At 42.9% G+C, this 15,575-nt stretch carries 14 protein-coding genes; 6 read left to right on the forward strand and 8 right to left on the reverse strand.

All coding sequences use genetic code 11. From position 1 onward, the window contains the following. From nuoK to nuoH, 4 genes are read right to left on the reverse strand one after another with little or no spacing between them, the layout of a single operon-like run. Positions 1-306: an NADH-quinone oxidoreductase subunit NuoK gene (gene nuoK / locus SCB77_RS15675; RefSeq protein WP_320182938.1), complete on the reverse strand. Its 306-nt coding sequence runs from the start codon at positions 304-306 to the stop codon at positions 1-3. Beyond that, the gene (locus tag SCB77_RS15680) at positions 303-851 is read right to left on the reverse strand and encodes an NADH-quinone oxidoreductase subunit J family protein (RefSeq protein WP_320182939.1); all 549 of its coding nucleotides are present in this window, start codon (positions 849-851) and stop codon (positions 303-305) included. Before SCB77_RS15680 ends, nuoK begins: the two co-directional genes overlap by 4 nt. Beyond that, positions 851-1,417 carry a 4Fe-4S binding protein gene (locus tag SCB77_RS15685; RefSeq protein WP_320186634.1) on the reverse strand — a complete coding sequence of 189 codons (567 nt, stop codon included), beginning with the start codon at positions 1,415-1,417 and terminating at the stop codon, positions 851-853. The genes SCB77_RS15680 and SCB77_RS15685 overlap by 1 nt, the downstream gene beginning before the upstream one ends. Continuing rightward, entirely contained in the window at positions 1,418-2,491 is a 1,074-nt protein-coding gene (gene nuoH, locus SCB77_RS15690; RefSeq protein ID WP_320182940.1) for an NADH-quinone oxidoreductase subunit NuoH, read from the reverse strand. A gap of 245 nt (positions 2,492-2,736) precedes the next feature. On the opposite strand from nuoH, the gene SCB77_RS15695 reads away from it, so the two are divergent. Beyond that, positions 2,737-3,525, forward strand: a complete 789-nt coding sequence (locus tag SCB77_RS15695) for an META domain-containing protein (RefSeq protein WP_320182941.1) — start codon at positions 2,737-2,739, stop codon at positions 3,523-3,525. 70 nt (positions 3,526-3,595) lie between these two features. Here the strand turns inward: SCB77_RS15695 and SCB77_RS15700 are convergent, their stop codons facing one another. Next, positions 3,596-4,882 (reverse strand): citrate synthase, encoded by a 1,287-nt coding sequence (locus SCB77_RS15700; RefSeq protein ID WP_320182942.1) that lies wholly within the window; start codon positions 4,880-4,882, stop codon positions 3,596-3,598. 325 nt (positions 4,883-5,207) lie between these two features. Here SCB77_RS15700 and SCB77_RS15705 point away from each other — a divergent pair, with 325 nt between their 5' ends. Beyond that, on the forward strand, positions 5,208-5,570 hold the full coding sequence (locus SCB77_RS15705; RefSeq protein WP_320182943.1) for a BlaI/MecI/CopY family transcriptional regulator: 363 nt from the start codon (positions 5,208-5,210) through the stop codon (positions 5,568-5,570). Between the two features lie 4 nt (positions 5,571-5,574). After that, positions 5,575-7,365 carry a TonB-dependent receptor plug domain-containing protein gene (locus tag SCB77_RS15710; protein ID WP_320182944.1) on the forward strand — a complete coding sequence of 597 codons (1,791 nt, stop codon included), beginning with the start codon at positions 5,575-5,577 and terminating at the stop codon, positions 7,363-7,365. A 183-nt stretch (positions 7,366-7,548) separates the two neighbouring features. Here SCB77_RS15710 and pth read toward each other — a convergent pair whose 3' ends face one another. From pth to SCB77_RS15725, 3 genes are all read right to left on the reverse strand, one after another. Then, positions 7,549-8,112, reverse strand: a complete 564-nt coding sequence (gene pth, locus SCB77_RS15715; RefSeq protein ID WP_320182945.1) for an aminoacyl-tRNA hydrolase — start codon at positions 8,110-8,112, stop codon at positions 7,549-7,551. A gap of 155 nt (positions 8,113-8,267) precedes the next feature. Further along, on the reverse strand, positions 8,268-8,864 hold the full coding sequence (locus SCB77_RS15720; protein ID WP_320182946.1) for a 50S ribosomal protein L25/general stress protein Ctc: 597 nt from the start codon (positions 8,862-8,864) through the stop codon (positions 8,268-8,270). 126 nt (positions 8,865-8,990) lie between these two features. Then, positions 8,991-9,947, reverse strand: coding sequence for a ribose-phosphate pyrophosphokinase (locus SCB77_RS15725; RefSeq protein WP_320182947.1), 957 nt, complete (start codon positions 9,945-9,947; stop codon positions 8,991-8,993). Positions 9,948-10,570: 623 nt separating this feature from the next. On the opposite strand from SCB77_RS15725, the gene SCB77_RS15730 reads away from it, so the two are divergent. From SCB77_RS15730 to SCB77_RS15740, 3 genes are all read left to right on the forward strand, one after another. Continuing rightward, complete coding sequence (locus SCB77_RS15730; RefSeq protein ID WP_320182948.1) at positions 10,571-13,600, forward strand: DUF2723 domain-containing protein; 3,030 nt, start codon at positions 10,571-10,573, stop codon at positions 13,598-13,600. Positions 13,601-13,883: 283 nt separating this feature from the next. Next, positions 13,884-14,435: a bifunctional pyr operon transcriptional regulator/uracil phosphoribosyltransferase PyrR gene (gene pyrR / locus SCB77_RS15735; protein ID WP_320182949.1), complete on the forward strand. Its 552-nt coding sequence runs from the start codon at positions 13,884-13,886 to the stop codon at positions 14,433-14,435. A gap of 95 nt (positions 14,436-14,530) precedes the next feature. After that, entirely contained in the window at positions 14,531-15,469 is a 939-nt protein-coding gene (locus SCB77_RS15740; protein ID WP_320182950.1) for an aspartate carbamoyltransferase catalytic subunit, read from the forward strand. The last annotated feature ends 106 nt before the right edge of the window (positions 15,470-15,575 follow it).

The raw sequence follows: 15,575 nt of genomic DNA on the forward strand, positions 1-15,575 counted from the left end.
TCAGTCTTTTAGTTCATTGATGTTTTTCGGATTTATTGTTTTATAGTGTCGGTACACATTAAGAATAATCGCCAAACCTACTGCGACGGCCGCAGCAGCAAGTACGATCGCAAAAAGAGCAAACATTTGCCCTGCGTAATTGATTTTATCGTAACGTGCGAAAGCGACGAAGTTCAAGATCGACGCATTGATCATGAGCTCGATGCCTACAAGGATCATAATAGCATTTCGTTTGGCGACGACGGCGTAAATGCCGATACAGAAAATGATCGCGCTGACGACCAAGAAATGGGTTATGCTTATCATACTCGCTCTCCCTTTCTCGATAGGTGGGCTGCGCCGATCAGTGCCATCATCAGAAAAATGGAGATGATTTCAAAAGGCAGCACATACTGTGTCACGAACTTAAAACCTAAGACTTTAATATTGTTGTCGGTGGGCATGATCAGGTTGCCCGTTGCTTCCGCCGTTGCCATCCACTCGGGCATATTATCGGTCCAAGAGGAAAGTGCATAGATCAAAATCGATAGAAAGGCCAACGAAAGAAGCAGCGATTGTATGTTGGGAAGAGCGATAAAGCGATGTGAAACAGCTTGTATGTCATCCAGTATTGCTTTGTTGGATAGCATAAAGGCAAATATCAGCAGGATGAGGACACCGCCCACGTACACCAAGATTTGGGTGATGGCGACGAAATCGGCCAATGCGAAGAGATATAAGCCGGCCATAGCAAAGAGAACGATGAACAAGAGGAAAAGCGCACGCGCGGTATTGCGGATCGTCACCAGCAATAGTGCGGCTCCAATAGCCATAGCGGAAAAAGCGTAAAAAAGAATAAGGTCTATGCTCATTACTTCTTTTTTGCCGCCTCCTTTTCAGCTTGAAATTTTGTCCACTCTTCTTTGCGTTGTTGCACTTCGTTGTCCGACATATCCGAAAATCCGTAAATCAGATCTGTTAGCTGTTGGGTGCTGCGGTCATACTGGTTGGTCATCGTAATACATTCCGTAGGGCATACCACCGTACAAAGGCCACAATACATACACTTGGCCATGTCGATATCAAATTTTGCCGGATACAAGCGTTTTACGCTGCCATCGGATGTCTTGCCAATCGCCTCTGGCGACTTGATCGACTGAATGTCTATACAGTCTACAGGGCAAGCTTTCGCGCAGAGATCGCAGACGATGCAATCATCAATCTCTACTTCCAGTTGGTAGCGTGCCACCTCTGGGATCGGCATTTTCTGTTTCGGATATTGCACGGTCGTTACGCCGTCCTGCTGTTTGAAGTAGTTTTCGTCACGTATGTCGAGCGTGGTGCGAGCTTTGCGCGCCGCAAAAAGATGCCTGACCGTTAGAAATAATCCCTTAACAGCGGTTAAAAATCCTTGTATGGTTGTCTTTATTACCAAAATCTACAACATTATCATTATGCGCCACAATCCCGAAATAGCCATACACACAAAAGCTAGTGGAATCAAGACTTTCCAACATAAGGTCATTAATTGATCGGCCCGAAAGCGGGGGAGCGTCCATCGTATCCACATTTGAATGCCTACCACGGTGAACGACTTGAGCAAGGTCCAACATAGGCCCCAACCTAAACCTGTGGTCCAGTCGGCTAGACGCAGACTGCCGATGTTTGGTAGCGGGCTATTCCATCCGCCAAGAAAAATCACTACGCCAAGTATGGCTACCAAGAACATCATCGCATATTCTGCAAGGAAGAGGAAGGCAAACTTGATACCACCATATTCCGTGTGGAAACCGCCGATAAGTTCGGATTCGGCTTCTGGAATATCAAAGGGCGCTCGGTTACACTCGGCTAACGAAGCAATGAAAAAGATGACGTAGACCAGCAAGAGGTGCGGAGCTTGAAAAACATGCCAAGCAAAGAAGCCTCCGATATTACTTACCTCCCAAAATCCCATAAAATAAATAGGTTCGGGAGATTGTATTCCCTGTAGGTATGCAATATCGTTCAGATTCAGCGTTTGGGTAATCATGACGGCGGCAATCAGCGAGAGCCCTACTGGTATTTCATAGGATACCATCTGTGCAATTGCTCGAATGGCACCTAGTAGCGAATATTTGTTGTTCGAACCCCACCCTGCCATCAGGATACCTATGGCATCGATGGATACAACGGCCATAATAAAAAAGAGACCGGTGTTGGTGTCTGCCGGAATAAAATCTGGTGCCCAAGGAATGACACTGAAACCGATAAATACAGCGGCAAAGATGACCACGGGAGCCATCACAAACAAGATCTTGTCCGCAGCGGCAGGTGTGATAAACTCTTTTTGTAATAGTTTTAAGATGTCGGCAATGGTCTGTATCAAGCCATACTTGCCCGTTTCCATAGGTCCCAACCGATCCTGTACAAAACCGGCGATCTTGCGCTCAGCATATACAGCAAACAAGGTGAAGGCGGCAATAAAGCTAAATATCGCCACGGGAACTAAAATATGAACAATCAGGTCGGCCAAAATGACTTTTTTAGAATAATTCTTAATTGGATGCAAACATACATAAAACGTTGCAAAAGCCCATAAAAATAGCTAAAATATACTAAAGTAGTAGATAATAAACCTTCGGTTTGACAGAAAGATGATTTGCCTGTTTTGAATGGGATGGCAGAGGAGCTATCGTACGGTTGGAATGCGAAATTTGTCGCGATCTTTGCAAACCTTTCGTTTTATGTTTTGTATAATAATTAACATAGATAATAGATATGAGATTTTCAAACGTAGTTGTTTTTGCTGCAATGGTAGTTTTGGTGTCGGTGGCTGGTTGCGCGGCGCGTAGGTCGGGAGTTAAGGTGTCTTCTGCAGAATCAGGGCTGATCGGTCCTCGTTGGCAACTGGTTGAGTTAAATGGTAAACCTGTGCCAGCAACAGTAAACGGAAAGATGCCTTATTTGGAATTTTCAGAGGAAGGAAATCGCTATGGATCCACAGGTGGATGCAACGGTGTGGGCGGCGAGTACGAATTGAGTGAAAATAACGGGATCAAGTTCGGAAAAGGTATGTCGACCATGATGTACTGCGATGATATGAGTATAGAGAATGGTTTGAAACAGCTCTTTGAACAGGTTGATAGCTACCGTATTGCAGAGGGAAGCCTTACGCTGTCAAAAGGTAAAGGAGCGGCGTTAGCTAAATTTGTGGCGTTGAAAGATCAAAGTGCGGGAATGGCAGGCACATGGGAACTGGATTATGTCATGGAGCCCGGCGTCTCTTTTGAATCACTTTATGCTGATCGGAAACCAACTATCAATTTCGATACATCAACCAAGAAGGTGAACGGTAATAGCAGTTGTAATAATTTTTCGGGTACGTTTTCGCTAGACGGTAATGATATTCATTTTGGACCATTGATGTCTACAAAAATGGGTTGTCCAGGGAACGGTGAGCAGGTGTTTTTCAAAAATTTGGAAAAGGTCAATCACGTAGATGTGCAAGAAGATGTGCTAACCATGATTATGGGTGATATCGTCGTGATGCGTTGGAAGAGGAAGTAGTGTTCTTTATTGGACATAAAAAAAGCTCAGATCGACTTCGGTCTGAGCTTTTTTATGTTTTTAATCGCTACTAACGATTGTTGATGTCTACATATTCGCGGGTTGTAGCACCGGTGTACACTTGGCGTGGACGGCCGATAGGCTCTTTATTGTCACGCATTTCTTTCCATTGTGCGATCCAACCTGGAAGACGACCCAAAGCAAATAAAACCGTAAACATATCAGACTCGAAACCTAAAGCGCGGTAGATGATGCCGGAATAGAAGTCTACGTTCGGGTAAAGCTTACGATCGATAAAGTACTGGTCGTTCAACGCCGCTTCTTCTAAACGTTTGGCGATATCCAATACAGGATCATTAACACCAAGCTTCTCTAGAATATCGTCACATGCTTTTTTGATGATCTTAGCGCGTGGATCAAAATTCTTGTAAACGCGGTGCCCAAAACCCATTAAACGGAAAGGATCATTTTTATCTTTTGCTTTAGCAAGATATTTCTCCGCATCACCACCATCGTTTTTGATAGCTTCAAGCATCTCAATTACCGCTTGGTTGGCGCCACCATGCAATGGCCCCCAAAGTGCGTTGATCCCTGCTGAAATAGATGCATAAAGATTCGCATTCGATGATCCGACGATACGTACTGTCGATGTTGAACAGTTTTGCTCATGGTCGGCATGTAAGATAAGCAGCTTGTGCATAGCGCTGATAACAACAGGATCGAAAGTTGTTTCGCCCGTTACCTCGCCAAAGATCATGTGTAAGAAGTTCTCGATGTAACCTAAATTGTTTTTAGGATAAACGACCGGTTGGCCTAATGATTTCTTCTGAATCCAAGAAACGATGGTTGGCATTTTTGCCAATAAATTGATGATCGTTTTGTCTTCCTCTTCATCTGTTGGATTAGGATTCAATGACTCTGGGTAGAATGCGGATAAGGCACCCACCAAACAAGACAACTGCCCCATAGGGTGAGATTTCGATGGAAAACCGGTGAAGAAGTTTTTCATATCTTCGTGGATCAACATCTGTTTTCTAATATCCGCGCGGAACTGTTCCAGTACCGCTTTGCTAGGGAGCTCTCCGTAGATCAATAAATAGGCGACTTCGATGAAGGTTGACTTTTCAGCTAATTGTTCGATAGGATACCCACGGTAGCGTAACACTCCTTCTTCACCATCCAAAAAAGTAATAGCGCTTTTTGTAGCGCCCGTATTTTTGAAGCCTGGGTCTAGAGTGATATATCCCGACTGGTCTCTAAGTTTCGAGATATCAACAGCTTTTTCGTTTTCAGTACCAATAATAACTGGCAACTCGTAGGATGCACCGTCTAAATTTATTGTTGCTTTATCCGACATATTTAATAATCTAGTTTCTTACAAATGTATAAAAATCAGTGATAAATTCGCTTACGCGCTGAAATTAAAATGACACAAACACGTCATTTTAGGCTTTTTTATTCTGGAACTGTCCTCTTTTTCGGTCGTTATAACTGCTCGTGTTTTACACAGGAATCACTTTTAGCTGTTTGAACATGGGCTTGCTAGCTGTGACTACTTTTCCAGCTGATTTTAGCATGTTCATGAGTTCGGATCTTTCATAAAGGATCGACGAAAAAAAGCTACGATTATTTTTGGTTATTACGAAATTTTCGTAATATTGTGATGAGTTAGTATTTTGATTATGGAAAAGTTAACGATACAAGAAGAAGAAGCAATGTTGTCCATCTGGCAATTGAATGGTGGTTTTGTGAAAGAAGTTTTGGACAATTTAAAAGGGGAGAAGCCGCCCTACACTACATTGGCTTCAACGATAAAGAACTTGGAGAAGAAGGGTTATGTGCGTGCGGTAAAATATGCGAACGCAAAGCGCTATGAGCCGGTTATATCGGAAGAGGAATATAAGGGCAAGTTCATGAATGGCTTTGTAGGCGATTACTTCCGGAACTCCTATAAAGAAATGGTTTCTTTTTTTGTGAAGGAAGAGAAACTCTCTTCGCGGGAGCTAGAAGAGATAATGGACATGATCAAGAACAATAAATCATAAGGTTATGCAGTCTATACTCGCTTACATTCTACAGGTTAACATATTGCTTGCTATTGTATATTTAGGCTATATCCTGTTGTTGAAAAACCTAACCTTTTATCAGTTAAATAGAGGGTATTTTTTGTCGGGGGTATTATTTGCCCTGATTTATCCTTTTTTGGATATTCGATCGCTTTTTCAACAACATATCGAGCCGGTGGGCGAGTTGATTGCATTTATGCCAGATCTTTCGTTAGCAGAGAAGCAGCAGGGCATCTACACCTTAGAAAACTTGCTGTATGGGATCATTTCCCTTGGGCTACTTTGGTTTGCTGTACGGCTTTGTATACAGCTCTTTAGCTTGCTGCGTATACACTTCCATTCTGTTGAAACAGCATGGAAGAACTACCTCTACCGGAACGTATTATTCCCCATCGTTCCGTTCTCGTTTCTGAACAAAATCTATGTAAATAAGGAGCAGCATCAAGAGTTGGAGCTCCGCGATATTTTTGAACATGAAGATATTCATGTGAAAGGCCTTCACAGCTTGGATATCTTATGTTTCGAAATCCTACTGATCGTTTGTTGGTATAACCCCTTTGTATGGCTTATGCGCAGAGCTGTACGTCAAAATTTAGAGTTCCTGACTGATCAACAGGTGCTTAATAAGGGTGTCGACCGGCAGACCTATCAGTATTCATTGTTGCATGTATCGAAGCAGGGTGCTTCGGTAGCTATTAGCAATCAATTTAATTTTAAACTTTTAAAAAAGCGCATTATGATGATGAACAAAAAACGATCATCGAAGCTCCAATTGAGCAATTATGCTTTCCTGCTACCGATCATTATCTTCTCGGCAGGTGCATTTACGGTGACAAAAGCGGATGACCACATTATTGAGGTGGTTAACATTGCCAAGGAGACGGATGTTTCCGAGCTGGGGCAGGTATTGCATAATGACGGTTCCACGTTAACCGATACCGTAAAAGTGACGGATGAGAAACGGCTGGATACGTTGAAGATTGTTGAATTTAAAGCAGATTCGGAAGATTTCTCTGAAATTGCTGGGAAAGTTACGGGCGTCTCTGTCTTTTCGGATACGACTAAAACAACTACAAAAACGGTCATTTTTCGCGGTTCTGACGGGACGATGAAAGCACCACTTATTTTAGTGGACGGTGTGAAGCAGGTTTTGGGCTATGATCTAAATACCATGGATCCTAATAGTATTGGTTCGATAGAAGTGTTGCGAGATGGTGCTTCTGCTGCTGCTTTCGGCGAAGAGGGTAAAAATGGCGTTGTAAAAATTTTTACCAAGAAGTCGGATGTTCCCGCGGTCGTTAATTTAAAGGGTAGTAAAGCAGATACCGTTAGACATGGTAAAAATCAAGATGTTGTTGTTAAAGGGTATGCGAAAGGGTTCAAACTAGACACGGTTAATTTAACCTTGAGAGGGGTAAATGCTGATGGAAAGCAACCTTTGGTCATTGTCGATGGGCTTGAGAAGGCTGACCAAAGTATTCATGGTATTAATCCCAATGATATAGAAAGTATCTCGATATTAAAAGATGCCAGTGCTAAAGCTTTATATGGTGAAAAGGCGACGAATGGCGTGATCTTGGTAACCACCAAGGTGAAGGGTGTAGCTATTAAAAAAGCGGATACTGTATATACCGATGACGATGTCTTTTTTATCGATGGCAAGCCTGTTTCTAAAAATGAATTTAATGCGGTGCCAAAGACCGCTATCAAAACGACGGAGGTAAAAGGCGAACGGGATAAGTCTGGTCGCCGAGTCGAAATAAAAACCAAATAAAAAAGAGCGGGTCCATGTGGCCGTTAGTTGTCCTTGTGTTTCGATCTATCTTGATAATGGATTCCCCTAGATCGATCGCAAGTAGGCTCTCGTATGCCTAAAATACGCCAAAAAAGAGTTGTTTAGTTAGTAATATAGTGAGATGAAATACCGTCGATGTCCCGCATCAGACGGTATTCGTTTTTACTTGCTATTAAGGTTCGTCATCGTCAGTTCAATGCCGATGTTTACAAAGCTTTGTATCATTTTCACCGAGTGGTCTATCAGTCCGGGGAGATCTTTTTGCTCTTCCTTATCGAAAGGTCCTAAAACGTAGTCTACCTGTCTGCCCTTAGGATAGTTGTCTCCAATGCCAAAGCGCAGGCGGGGATAGTTTTGTCCACCGCAGGTCGCCTCAATGGAGCGAAGTCCATTGTGCCCCGCAGCAGATCCTTTAGGTTTTATCCGGAGCGATCCAAAGGGTATAGCGAGGTCATCAACGACGACTAATACATTTTCTAAAGGAACTTTCAGTTGTTGCATCCAATAGTTCATTGCTTTTCCGCTCAGGTTCATAAAGGTCGTCGGCTTGATCATGTATACATTTTTGCCGCGTTGCTTAAAGTCGGTGTAATAGGCCAGCTTTAAAAGTGACCACGTAGCACCGGCCTGTTTGGCAGCTTCATCGACCACCATAAAACCAATATTGTGGCGTGTATCCTCATACTCCTTACCAATATTGCCTAAACCAACGATTAAATAGTTCATGCCTGCAAAAATAGAAAATAGATGTTAGATAACGCACAGTAGATCGCGAATAGCAAATATTCTTATCGGCATCTCGTCCTGCTTTACTGTGTCACTAGCAAAAGAAAAAAGGCATCGATTGCTCGATGCCTTTTACATAACCATGGAGGTCGAAATTATTTTTTACCGCCTTTTGCTGCTTTCGCTGCTTCTTGCTCTGCTTGACGTAAAGCACGAGACATGATTACAGAAACGATAGTATCGTCAGAGTTGTTCAATACTTTAGCATCTTGCAACGCAATTTGTCTTACACGTACTGATTTACCAACTTCCAAAGATTCCATAGGAACCTCGATCTCTTGAGGCAGGTTGTTTGGCAAAGCTTTTACACGAAGCGTACGTAGTTTTTGTACCAATTTACCCCCCATTTTAACACCTGGAGAAGTACCTGTCAATTTGATTGGAATGTTTACGGAAACTTCTTTATCGTCAAATAACTCTAGGAAGTCGATGTGCGTAACCAAGTCAGTCAATGGGTGGAATTGCGCATCTTGAACGATAGCTCTTGTTTTTTTGCCATCTAAATCCAATTCTACGAATACTACATCAGGAGTATAAAGAACCGGTTTTAAATCAGCTGCGGATACCGAAAGGTGAGTTTGTTCTTTACCACCGTAAAGAACTGCAGGAACTTGTCCTTCATAACGCAACTCTTTCGAATCTCTTTTCCCTACGCCCTGTCTTACAGAGCCGCTAATAGCAATTGATTTCATTGTTTTTATATTAATTTGAGGTGCAAAATTACGCTAATTTTTTTATATATAAAACATTAGCAAAAAAAATAAGGACGGATAGTGATTTATCCGCCCTTATACGATAGCCGAGGCCGTTGGTTAAGCTTATTTGATATCGAACAAATCGGAAATTGAACCGTGTTCGTTTACATTTTTAATAGCACTTGCAAAAAGATCTGCCGTGGACAATACTTTAATTTTGCCACATTTTTTAGCCTTCTCGTTATCCAATTGGATGGTGTCGGATACGATCATCTCCGTTAAGACGGAATTTTCGATGGTGTCATAGGCTTTTCCAGACAATACAGCATGCGTACATACGGCACGAACGGAGTTTGCTCCATTCTCCATGATCAAAGCTGCGGCTTTTGATAAGGTACCTGCAGTATCACAGATGTCATCGATCAATACGACGTCTTGGCCTTTTACCTCACCTATGATAGACATGGATTCGATTTCGTTGGCACGTTTACGACGTTTGTCACAGATAATAACCTCGGCATTGAAGAACTTGGCGAAGGTGCGCGCGCGGTAAGAACCGCCCATATCTGGAGATGCGATCGTTAAGTTCGTTAGATTCAATGACTTGATGTAGGGGACGAAGATGATGGAACCATCCAAGTGATCCATCGGAATATCGAAAAATCCCTGTATCTGTGCAGCATGTAAATCCATGGTCATGATACGGTGCGCGCCGGCAGCAGTAATTAGGTTGGCCATCAACTTGGCTCCAATAGCAACACGCGGTTTGTCTTTACGATCTTGACGGGCAAAGCCAAAGTAAGGAACTACTGCGGTGATGTAGTGTGCAGAAGCCCTTTTAGCGGCGTCTATCATCAATAAAAGCTCGAAAAGATTGTCGGTAGGTTGGTTGGTGGATTGGATAAGGAAAACGTCGCTTCCGCGGACAGATTCATTGTAAAATGGTTGAATTTCTCCGTCACTAAATTTGGACAAGGTCTTGTCGCCAAGAGGTTTGCCATAAGATTTGGAGATTTTTTCTGCTAACTCCACTGTTCCCGACCCTGCGAACAGCTTCACCGTGTTAAATTGCAAAGGCATTATGCGTGATTTTATGTTGACTAACTCAATATTTCACTCTAACTCCCAAATAATGATCGAGTAAGTTGTCCGACCTGGATTCGAACCAAGACTAAATGAACCAAAATCACTTGTACTACCCTTATACTATCGGACAAAATTTTTACAAAGACCCTTCTTTGTTATGGGGGACAAAGTTAGATAAATGTTTGTGAAAACAAAATACTTTTTACGATGAGAAGAATGTTGATTATGAAAGGTTTAGATATGAAAAAAGGAGAGCGTTTAATGCTCTCCTTTTTGTTGTCCGACCTGGATTCGAACCAAGACTAAATGAACCAAAATCACTTGTACTACCCTTATACTATCGGACAATCATTTGTCAAGACTAACGTTGTTTTGTTTTGACGATGCAAATATACGGCTGTTTTCATTAGTTCCAAAACTTTTTTTGCTAATGCGGCTATCTGAGCTGATTTTCAGTGCGATATTTTTTACGATGAAGTTTGGTTAGGCTACGGTAGCTCGGGCACTGTAGGGTTTCAATTGTAAAAACTTTCGTTAAAATGTGTAAATAATATTTAATACTCGCTTAGTATTCCTTAATTTCGAGCCATAAAATAGGATAACCTTATCAATATAGAATGAATTACAAGAAGATTAACAATCTGCTAGGCTGGATCTGTGCATTAATTGCAACGATTGTCTATGTGATGACCGTGGAACGCACCGTGAGCTGGTGGGACTGTGGTGAGTTTATTGCATCTGCTTTCAAGATGCAAATTGTCCACCAGCCAGGGGCACCCCTGTTTTTAATGCTGGAGAATGTATTCTCCAATCTAGCAATGGGTGATGGATCCAAGATCGCCTTTTGGATGAACATCGGATCAGCCGTGTGCAGTGGGTTAACCATTCTCTTTCTTTTTTGGACGATCACTGCACTAGCAAGGAAAATATTCGTTGGCTATTCCAATACGGCTGCGTTAAATGCGCCACAGTTGTTTTTGGTAATGGCCTCAGGTGTTGTTGGTGCTTTGGCTTATGCTTTTACGGATACCTTTTGGTTTTCTGCTGTGGAAGCCGAAGTATATGCAATGTCGTCGCTGTGTACCGCGGTCGTATTTTGGGGTATTCTGAAGTGGGAGGCAAGGGCAGAGGAAGCACATGCCGATAAATGGCTGATCTTTATTGCTTACGTGATGGGACTTTCTATTGGGGTACACTTGTTGAACTTACTGGTAATTCCTGCAATAGCCTTGGTGATATACTTCCGTAAAACGAAGGAGAGCACGAGTGCGGGCATTCTGAAAGCTTTAGGTATTGGTGTCGTAGTCTTAGCGGTCATTCTTTGGGGCGTGATTCAGTTCTCCATAAAATTTGCGGCCTACTTTGACTTGTTTTTTGTGAACTCACTGGGCATGGGCTTCGGCACCGGAGCTGCATTTTTCGCATTGCTGCTTGTTGCAGGCCTTGTGTATGGTATTATCTATTCGATAAAGAAGGCAAAACCTTTGTTGAATATTGCATTAATCAGCACGGTGTTCATTCTTTTGGGCTACAGTTCTTTCGCTATGATCATGATTCGCGCTAAGGCTAACCCTACGTTGAATAACAGTGATCCTGATAACGTCTTTTCATTCTTGAGCTACTTGAACCGGGAGCAATATGGTGACGAACCATTGTTTAAAGGACGCTTTTTTGATTCCCGCCCTACAGGGATGGAAGAAGGTAAAAAGGTGTACCGTAAAGATGGTGACAAGTATGTGGTAGCCAAACGTAATCCGGTTTACACCTACGATAAGGAAACGATTTTTCCACGTATATACAGCGATAAAGGAGGTCATCCGGACTATTACCGCGAGTATCTAGGTCTTGGTCCTAATGAGGCTCCGACATTTGCTGATAATATTAAGTTCTTCTTTGGTTATCAGATTGGTCAGATGTATGGGCGTTATTTCCTTTGGAATTTTGCCGGAAGACAAAATGATCAACAAGGACATGGCTCTTATACTGAAGGTAACTGGATAAGTGGTATTACGCCAATCGATAATGCATTGCTGGGAGGGCAGGATAAGTTGCCTACTTCAGCAAAGACAGATCCGTCTCGCAATACGTATTTCTTTTTGCCGCTCATCATTGGTTTGCTTGGAGCCTTTTGGCATTTTGGCAAAAGGCAGCGCGATGCCGGTGTGGTTGGTTTACTATTCTTCTTTACGGGTATTGCCATCGTGCTCTACCTTAACCAAACACCTTTGCAGCCGCGCGAGCGCGATTACGCATACGCAGGATCCTTCTATGCATTCAGTATCTGGATTGGTCTAGGTGTATTGGCTATCGCCGATTACATCGGTAGGAAAGCCAACGCGAAGGTTGCGGGCTATACCGCTGCGGTGATCGGTATTTTGGCAGGTCCTGTTATTCTTATCGCTAAGAACTACGATGATCACAATCGTTCGGAGAAGACTTTGGCGAGGGGTATGGCACGAAACTACCTAGAATCCTGTGCGCCAAATGCGATCTTGTTCAGTTATGGAGATAACGATACCTATCCGTTATGGTATGTGCAGGAAGTTGAAGGCTTCCGTACAGATGTTCGTGTGGTGAACTTAAGCTTGCTGAGCGCTGATTGGTATATGAAGCAGATGATGGATAAGGTGAACGATGCAGATGCTTTGCCGATCAATATCGATCCTGAACTGATTAAAGATGGTGTGCGTGACGTGATCTATTACCAAGATTATAATATCCCCGGACATGTGCCTGTACAGGACTTGGTGAAGGTTATGTTGTCAGACAATCCACAGAATAAAGCGCAGTTGCAGAGCGGTGAGTTTGTGAATTTGCTGCCAACAAAGAAGATGCAGCTTGCTGTAGATAAACAGGCTGTTATTGCCAACAAGGTTGTGCCTAAGGATTGGGAATCGGCCATTGTGGATACTATGCATTGGAACTACAGTTTGAACTATGTAAGCCGTGCGGAATTGTCTATGTTGTCCATTCTGGCTAATAATAACTGGAAGCGTCCCGTTTATTTTACTATTACAACGCCTGAGGAAAACTATATGGGTCTTGACCGTTACTTGGTGAGTGAAGGCTTTGCATATCGACTGATGCCAGTTGATTTTGGACTTAAAGAAGGCGATCCGAGCTCGGTAGAGAATGTCGATCAAACCTATGATAACATCATGAACAAGTTTACTTGGGGCAATTTGGGTAAAGCTTCTTATATAGATCCTGACTCTTACCGTTACATCAGCATGTATGTTGGTACGATATACGGCGAGACAGCGCAACAGTTGTTGGCTGCTGGTGAGGTGGATAAAGCGAAAAAGCTGGTTGTGAACGCTTATGAGAATATGCCGAAGCGAGCCTACCTGATGTCCGAGGTGATGAGCTATGTCGGTCTACTGGAGGTGATGTATAAGGTTGGTGAAACTGCTAAAGCGAATGAGATTGCCAAACGTAATCTGCAATTCATACGCGAGAATATGGCTTATTACGAGTCGGTTTCGGAGGCTAAATCAAACTTAGAATATCGAAATATGCGTTTTGGATTGGCTTCTATCCAACGGTACAAGCAGTTGCTTGATCAGGTTAATCAACCAGAGCTTAAAAAGCAATCTGATGAGTTGTTTAATGTGTACAAACATTATTTTGAGCAGGCAACACAATAGTATTAACGCGAGGCAATCAAATCTGATTGCCTCTTTTATTTGCGATGTATCCTGCCTGAATTGACAGCAAACGCATTTACAAATTCAGTACTCATGATTCAAGGGCGGCTCCTATATGGGAGTATTAGCTTTCTCGGATTCTCGAGGCACCTTGATGTCCATGTTTTATATGACCTTGTCTCAAATGATGATCCGTAAACCTGCTTAATTATTGTTGTTATTCTACGGCAAACATATAGCAGGTTTAAAAAAAATACCGTAAGTTTGCCCAAACATTCCCATAATGAAACAATCGATTTTATTAGAAGGAGCCAAATTCCAGATCACAATCAAAAGACTATGTCAACAGTTGATTGAGAATCATGGCGATTTTTCCAATGCCGTATTAATCGGAATTCAACCACGAGGTACTTATTTAGCTAAGCGCATTCAGAAGGAGATAGCAAACATCACCGGACATCAAGTGCAACTTGGTGTGTTGGATATTACCTTCTACCGTGATGATTTCCGCATGAAAGGAGCTAGTCCGTTGGCTGCAAACAGTACGGTCATTGATTTTATCGTAGATAATAAAGATGTCGTCCTTATTGATGATGTCCTTTGGACGGGGCGGACTATTCGCTCGGCGATGGATGCGATGCAAGCTTTCGGTCGATCAGGAAAGATGGAGCTTCTGGTTTTGGTGGATCGCCGCTTTTCGAGACAGATTCCCATTCAACCCGACTATATTGGTATACAGGTGGATTCCATTGATTCGCAAAAAGTAATCGTTAGTTGGGAAGAGGTAGACGCAGATGATAGTATTGTACTCGTGACCGAGAAAAAGCCTGTTTAAAGGCTTTTGTTTCGACAGAGCCTTTGCGGCCAAATCTCCCGTTCCGAAAGGAAAGCTTTTATCAGTAAAACAGAGCGCTAGAAATTTAACATAACATGTCAACAACAACCGAGCAGCTTAGCACAAGACACCTTTTAGGTATAAAAGACCTGAATGAAAATGATATTCAACTTATTTTAGATACAGCGGCCAATTTCAAGGAGGTTCTAAATAGACCAATAAAAAAGGTGCCTTCTCTGAGGGATATCACCATTGCGAATGTGTTTTTTGAGAATTCCACGCGTACGCGTTTATCGTTCGAGCTGGCAGAGAAACGCCTTTCTGCAGACATCGTGAACTTTGCCGCATCATCTTCATCGGTGAGCAAAGGGGAGACCTTGATCGATACGGTCAACAACATTTTGGCCATGAAGGTAGATATGATCGTGATGCGTCACCCATATGCTGGTGCAGGCGTATTTCTAAGTAAGCATGTAAATGCACAGATCGTGAACGCTGGAGACGGTGCGCATGAACATCCCACGCAGGCTTTATTGGACTCTTTTTCTATCCGCGAGCGACATGGCGACATGGCTGGACGTAAAGTGGCCATCATCGGGGATATTCTACATTCGCGCGTAGCATTGTCTAATATTTTGTGTTTGCAAAAGCAAGGTGCGGAAGTGATGGTTTGTGGCCCCACAACACTCATTCCAAAGTACATCGGTTCTTTGGGGGTAAAAGTGGAGCACGACCTTCGTACAGCGCTAAACTGGTGTGATGTGGCCAATATGCTGCGGATACAGTTAGAACGTCAAGATATTGCCTATTTCCCTTCACTGCGCGAATACTCGATGTTGTACGGGTTGAACAAAGAAATCTTGGACTCGTTGGATAAAGAAATCACCATCATGCACCCCGGCCCGATCAACAGAGGAGTGGAAATTACGTCGGATGTAGCCGACAGTAAACATTCTATTATTCTTGATCAGGTAGAAAATGGTGTCGCCGTTCGTATGGCTGTACTTTATCTGCTGGCAGGACAACGCGGATAACCGCCGGCAGGCCAGTGCAATAGCATTTTTATGCCCGACTTTTTAAAGTGGGGCATATTTTTTGGGTAATATTTACGTTATATAGGGCAGTTACCAACAGATGTTA

This window comes from Sphingobacterium bambusae (assembly GCF_033955345.1).
Taxonomy (GTDB): Bacteria; Bacteroidota; Bacteroidia; order Sphingobacteriales; family Sphingobacteriaceae; genus Sphingobacterium; species Sphingobacterium bambusae.

Bases quoted from the DNA above. Each gene is read 5' to 3' on its own strand.
- nuoK (WP_320182938.1), bottom strand. From the start codon at position 306: ATGATAAGCATAACCCATTTCTTGGTCGTCAGCGCGATCATTTTCTGT.
- SCB77_RS15680 (WP_320182939.1), bottom strand. From the start codon at position 851: ATGAGCATAGACCTTATTCTTTTTTACGCTTTTTCCGCTATGGCTATT.
- SCB77_RS15695 (WP_320182941.1), top strand. From the start codon at position 2,737: ATGAGATTTTCAAACGTAGTTGTTTTTGCTGCAATGGTAGTTTTGGTG.
- SCB77_RS15700 (WP_320182942.1), bottom strand. From the start codon at position 4,882: ATGTCGGATAAAGCAACAATAAATTTAGACGGTGCATCCTACGAGTTG.
- SCB77_RS15705 (WP_320182943.1), top strand. From the start codon at position 5,208: ATGGAAAAGTTAACGATACAAGAAGAAGAAGCAATGTTGTCCATCTGG.
- SCB77_RS15710 (WP_320182944.1), top strand. From the start codon at position 5,575: ATGCAGTCTATACTCGCTTACATTCTACAGGTTAACATATTGCTTGCT.
- pth (WP_320182945.1), bottom strand. From the start codon at position 8,112: ATGAACTATTTAATCGTTGGTTTAGGCAATATTGGTAAGGAGTATGAG.
- SCB77_RS15720 (WP_320182946.1), bottom strand. From the start codon at position 8,864: ATGAAATCAATTGCTATTAGCGGCTCTGTAAGACAGGGCGTAGGGAAA.
- SCB77_RS15725 (WP_320182947.1), bottom strand. From the start codon at position 9,947: ATGCCTTTGCAATTTAACACGGTGAAGCTGTTCGCAGGGTCGGGAACA.
- SCB77_RS15730 (WP_320182948.1), top strand. From the start codon at position 10,571: ATGAATTACAAGAAGATTAACAATCTGCTAGGCTGGATCTGTGCATTA.
- pyrR (WP_320182949.1), top strand. From the start codon at position 13,884: ATGAAACAATCGATTTTATTAGAAGGAGCCAAATTCCAGATCACAATC.
- SCB77_RS15740 (WP_320182950.1), top strand. From the start codon at position 14,531: ATGTCAACAACAACCGAGCAGCTTAGCACAAGACACCTTTTAGGTATA.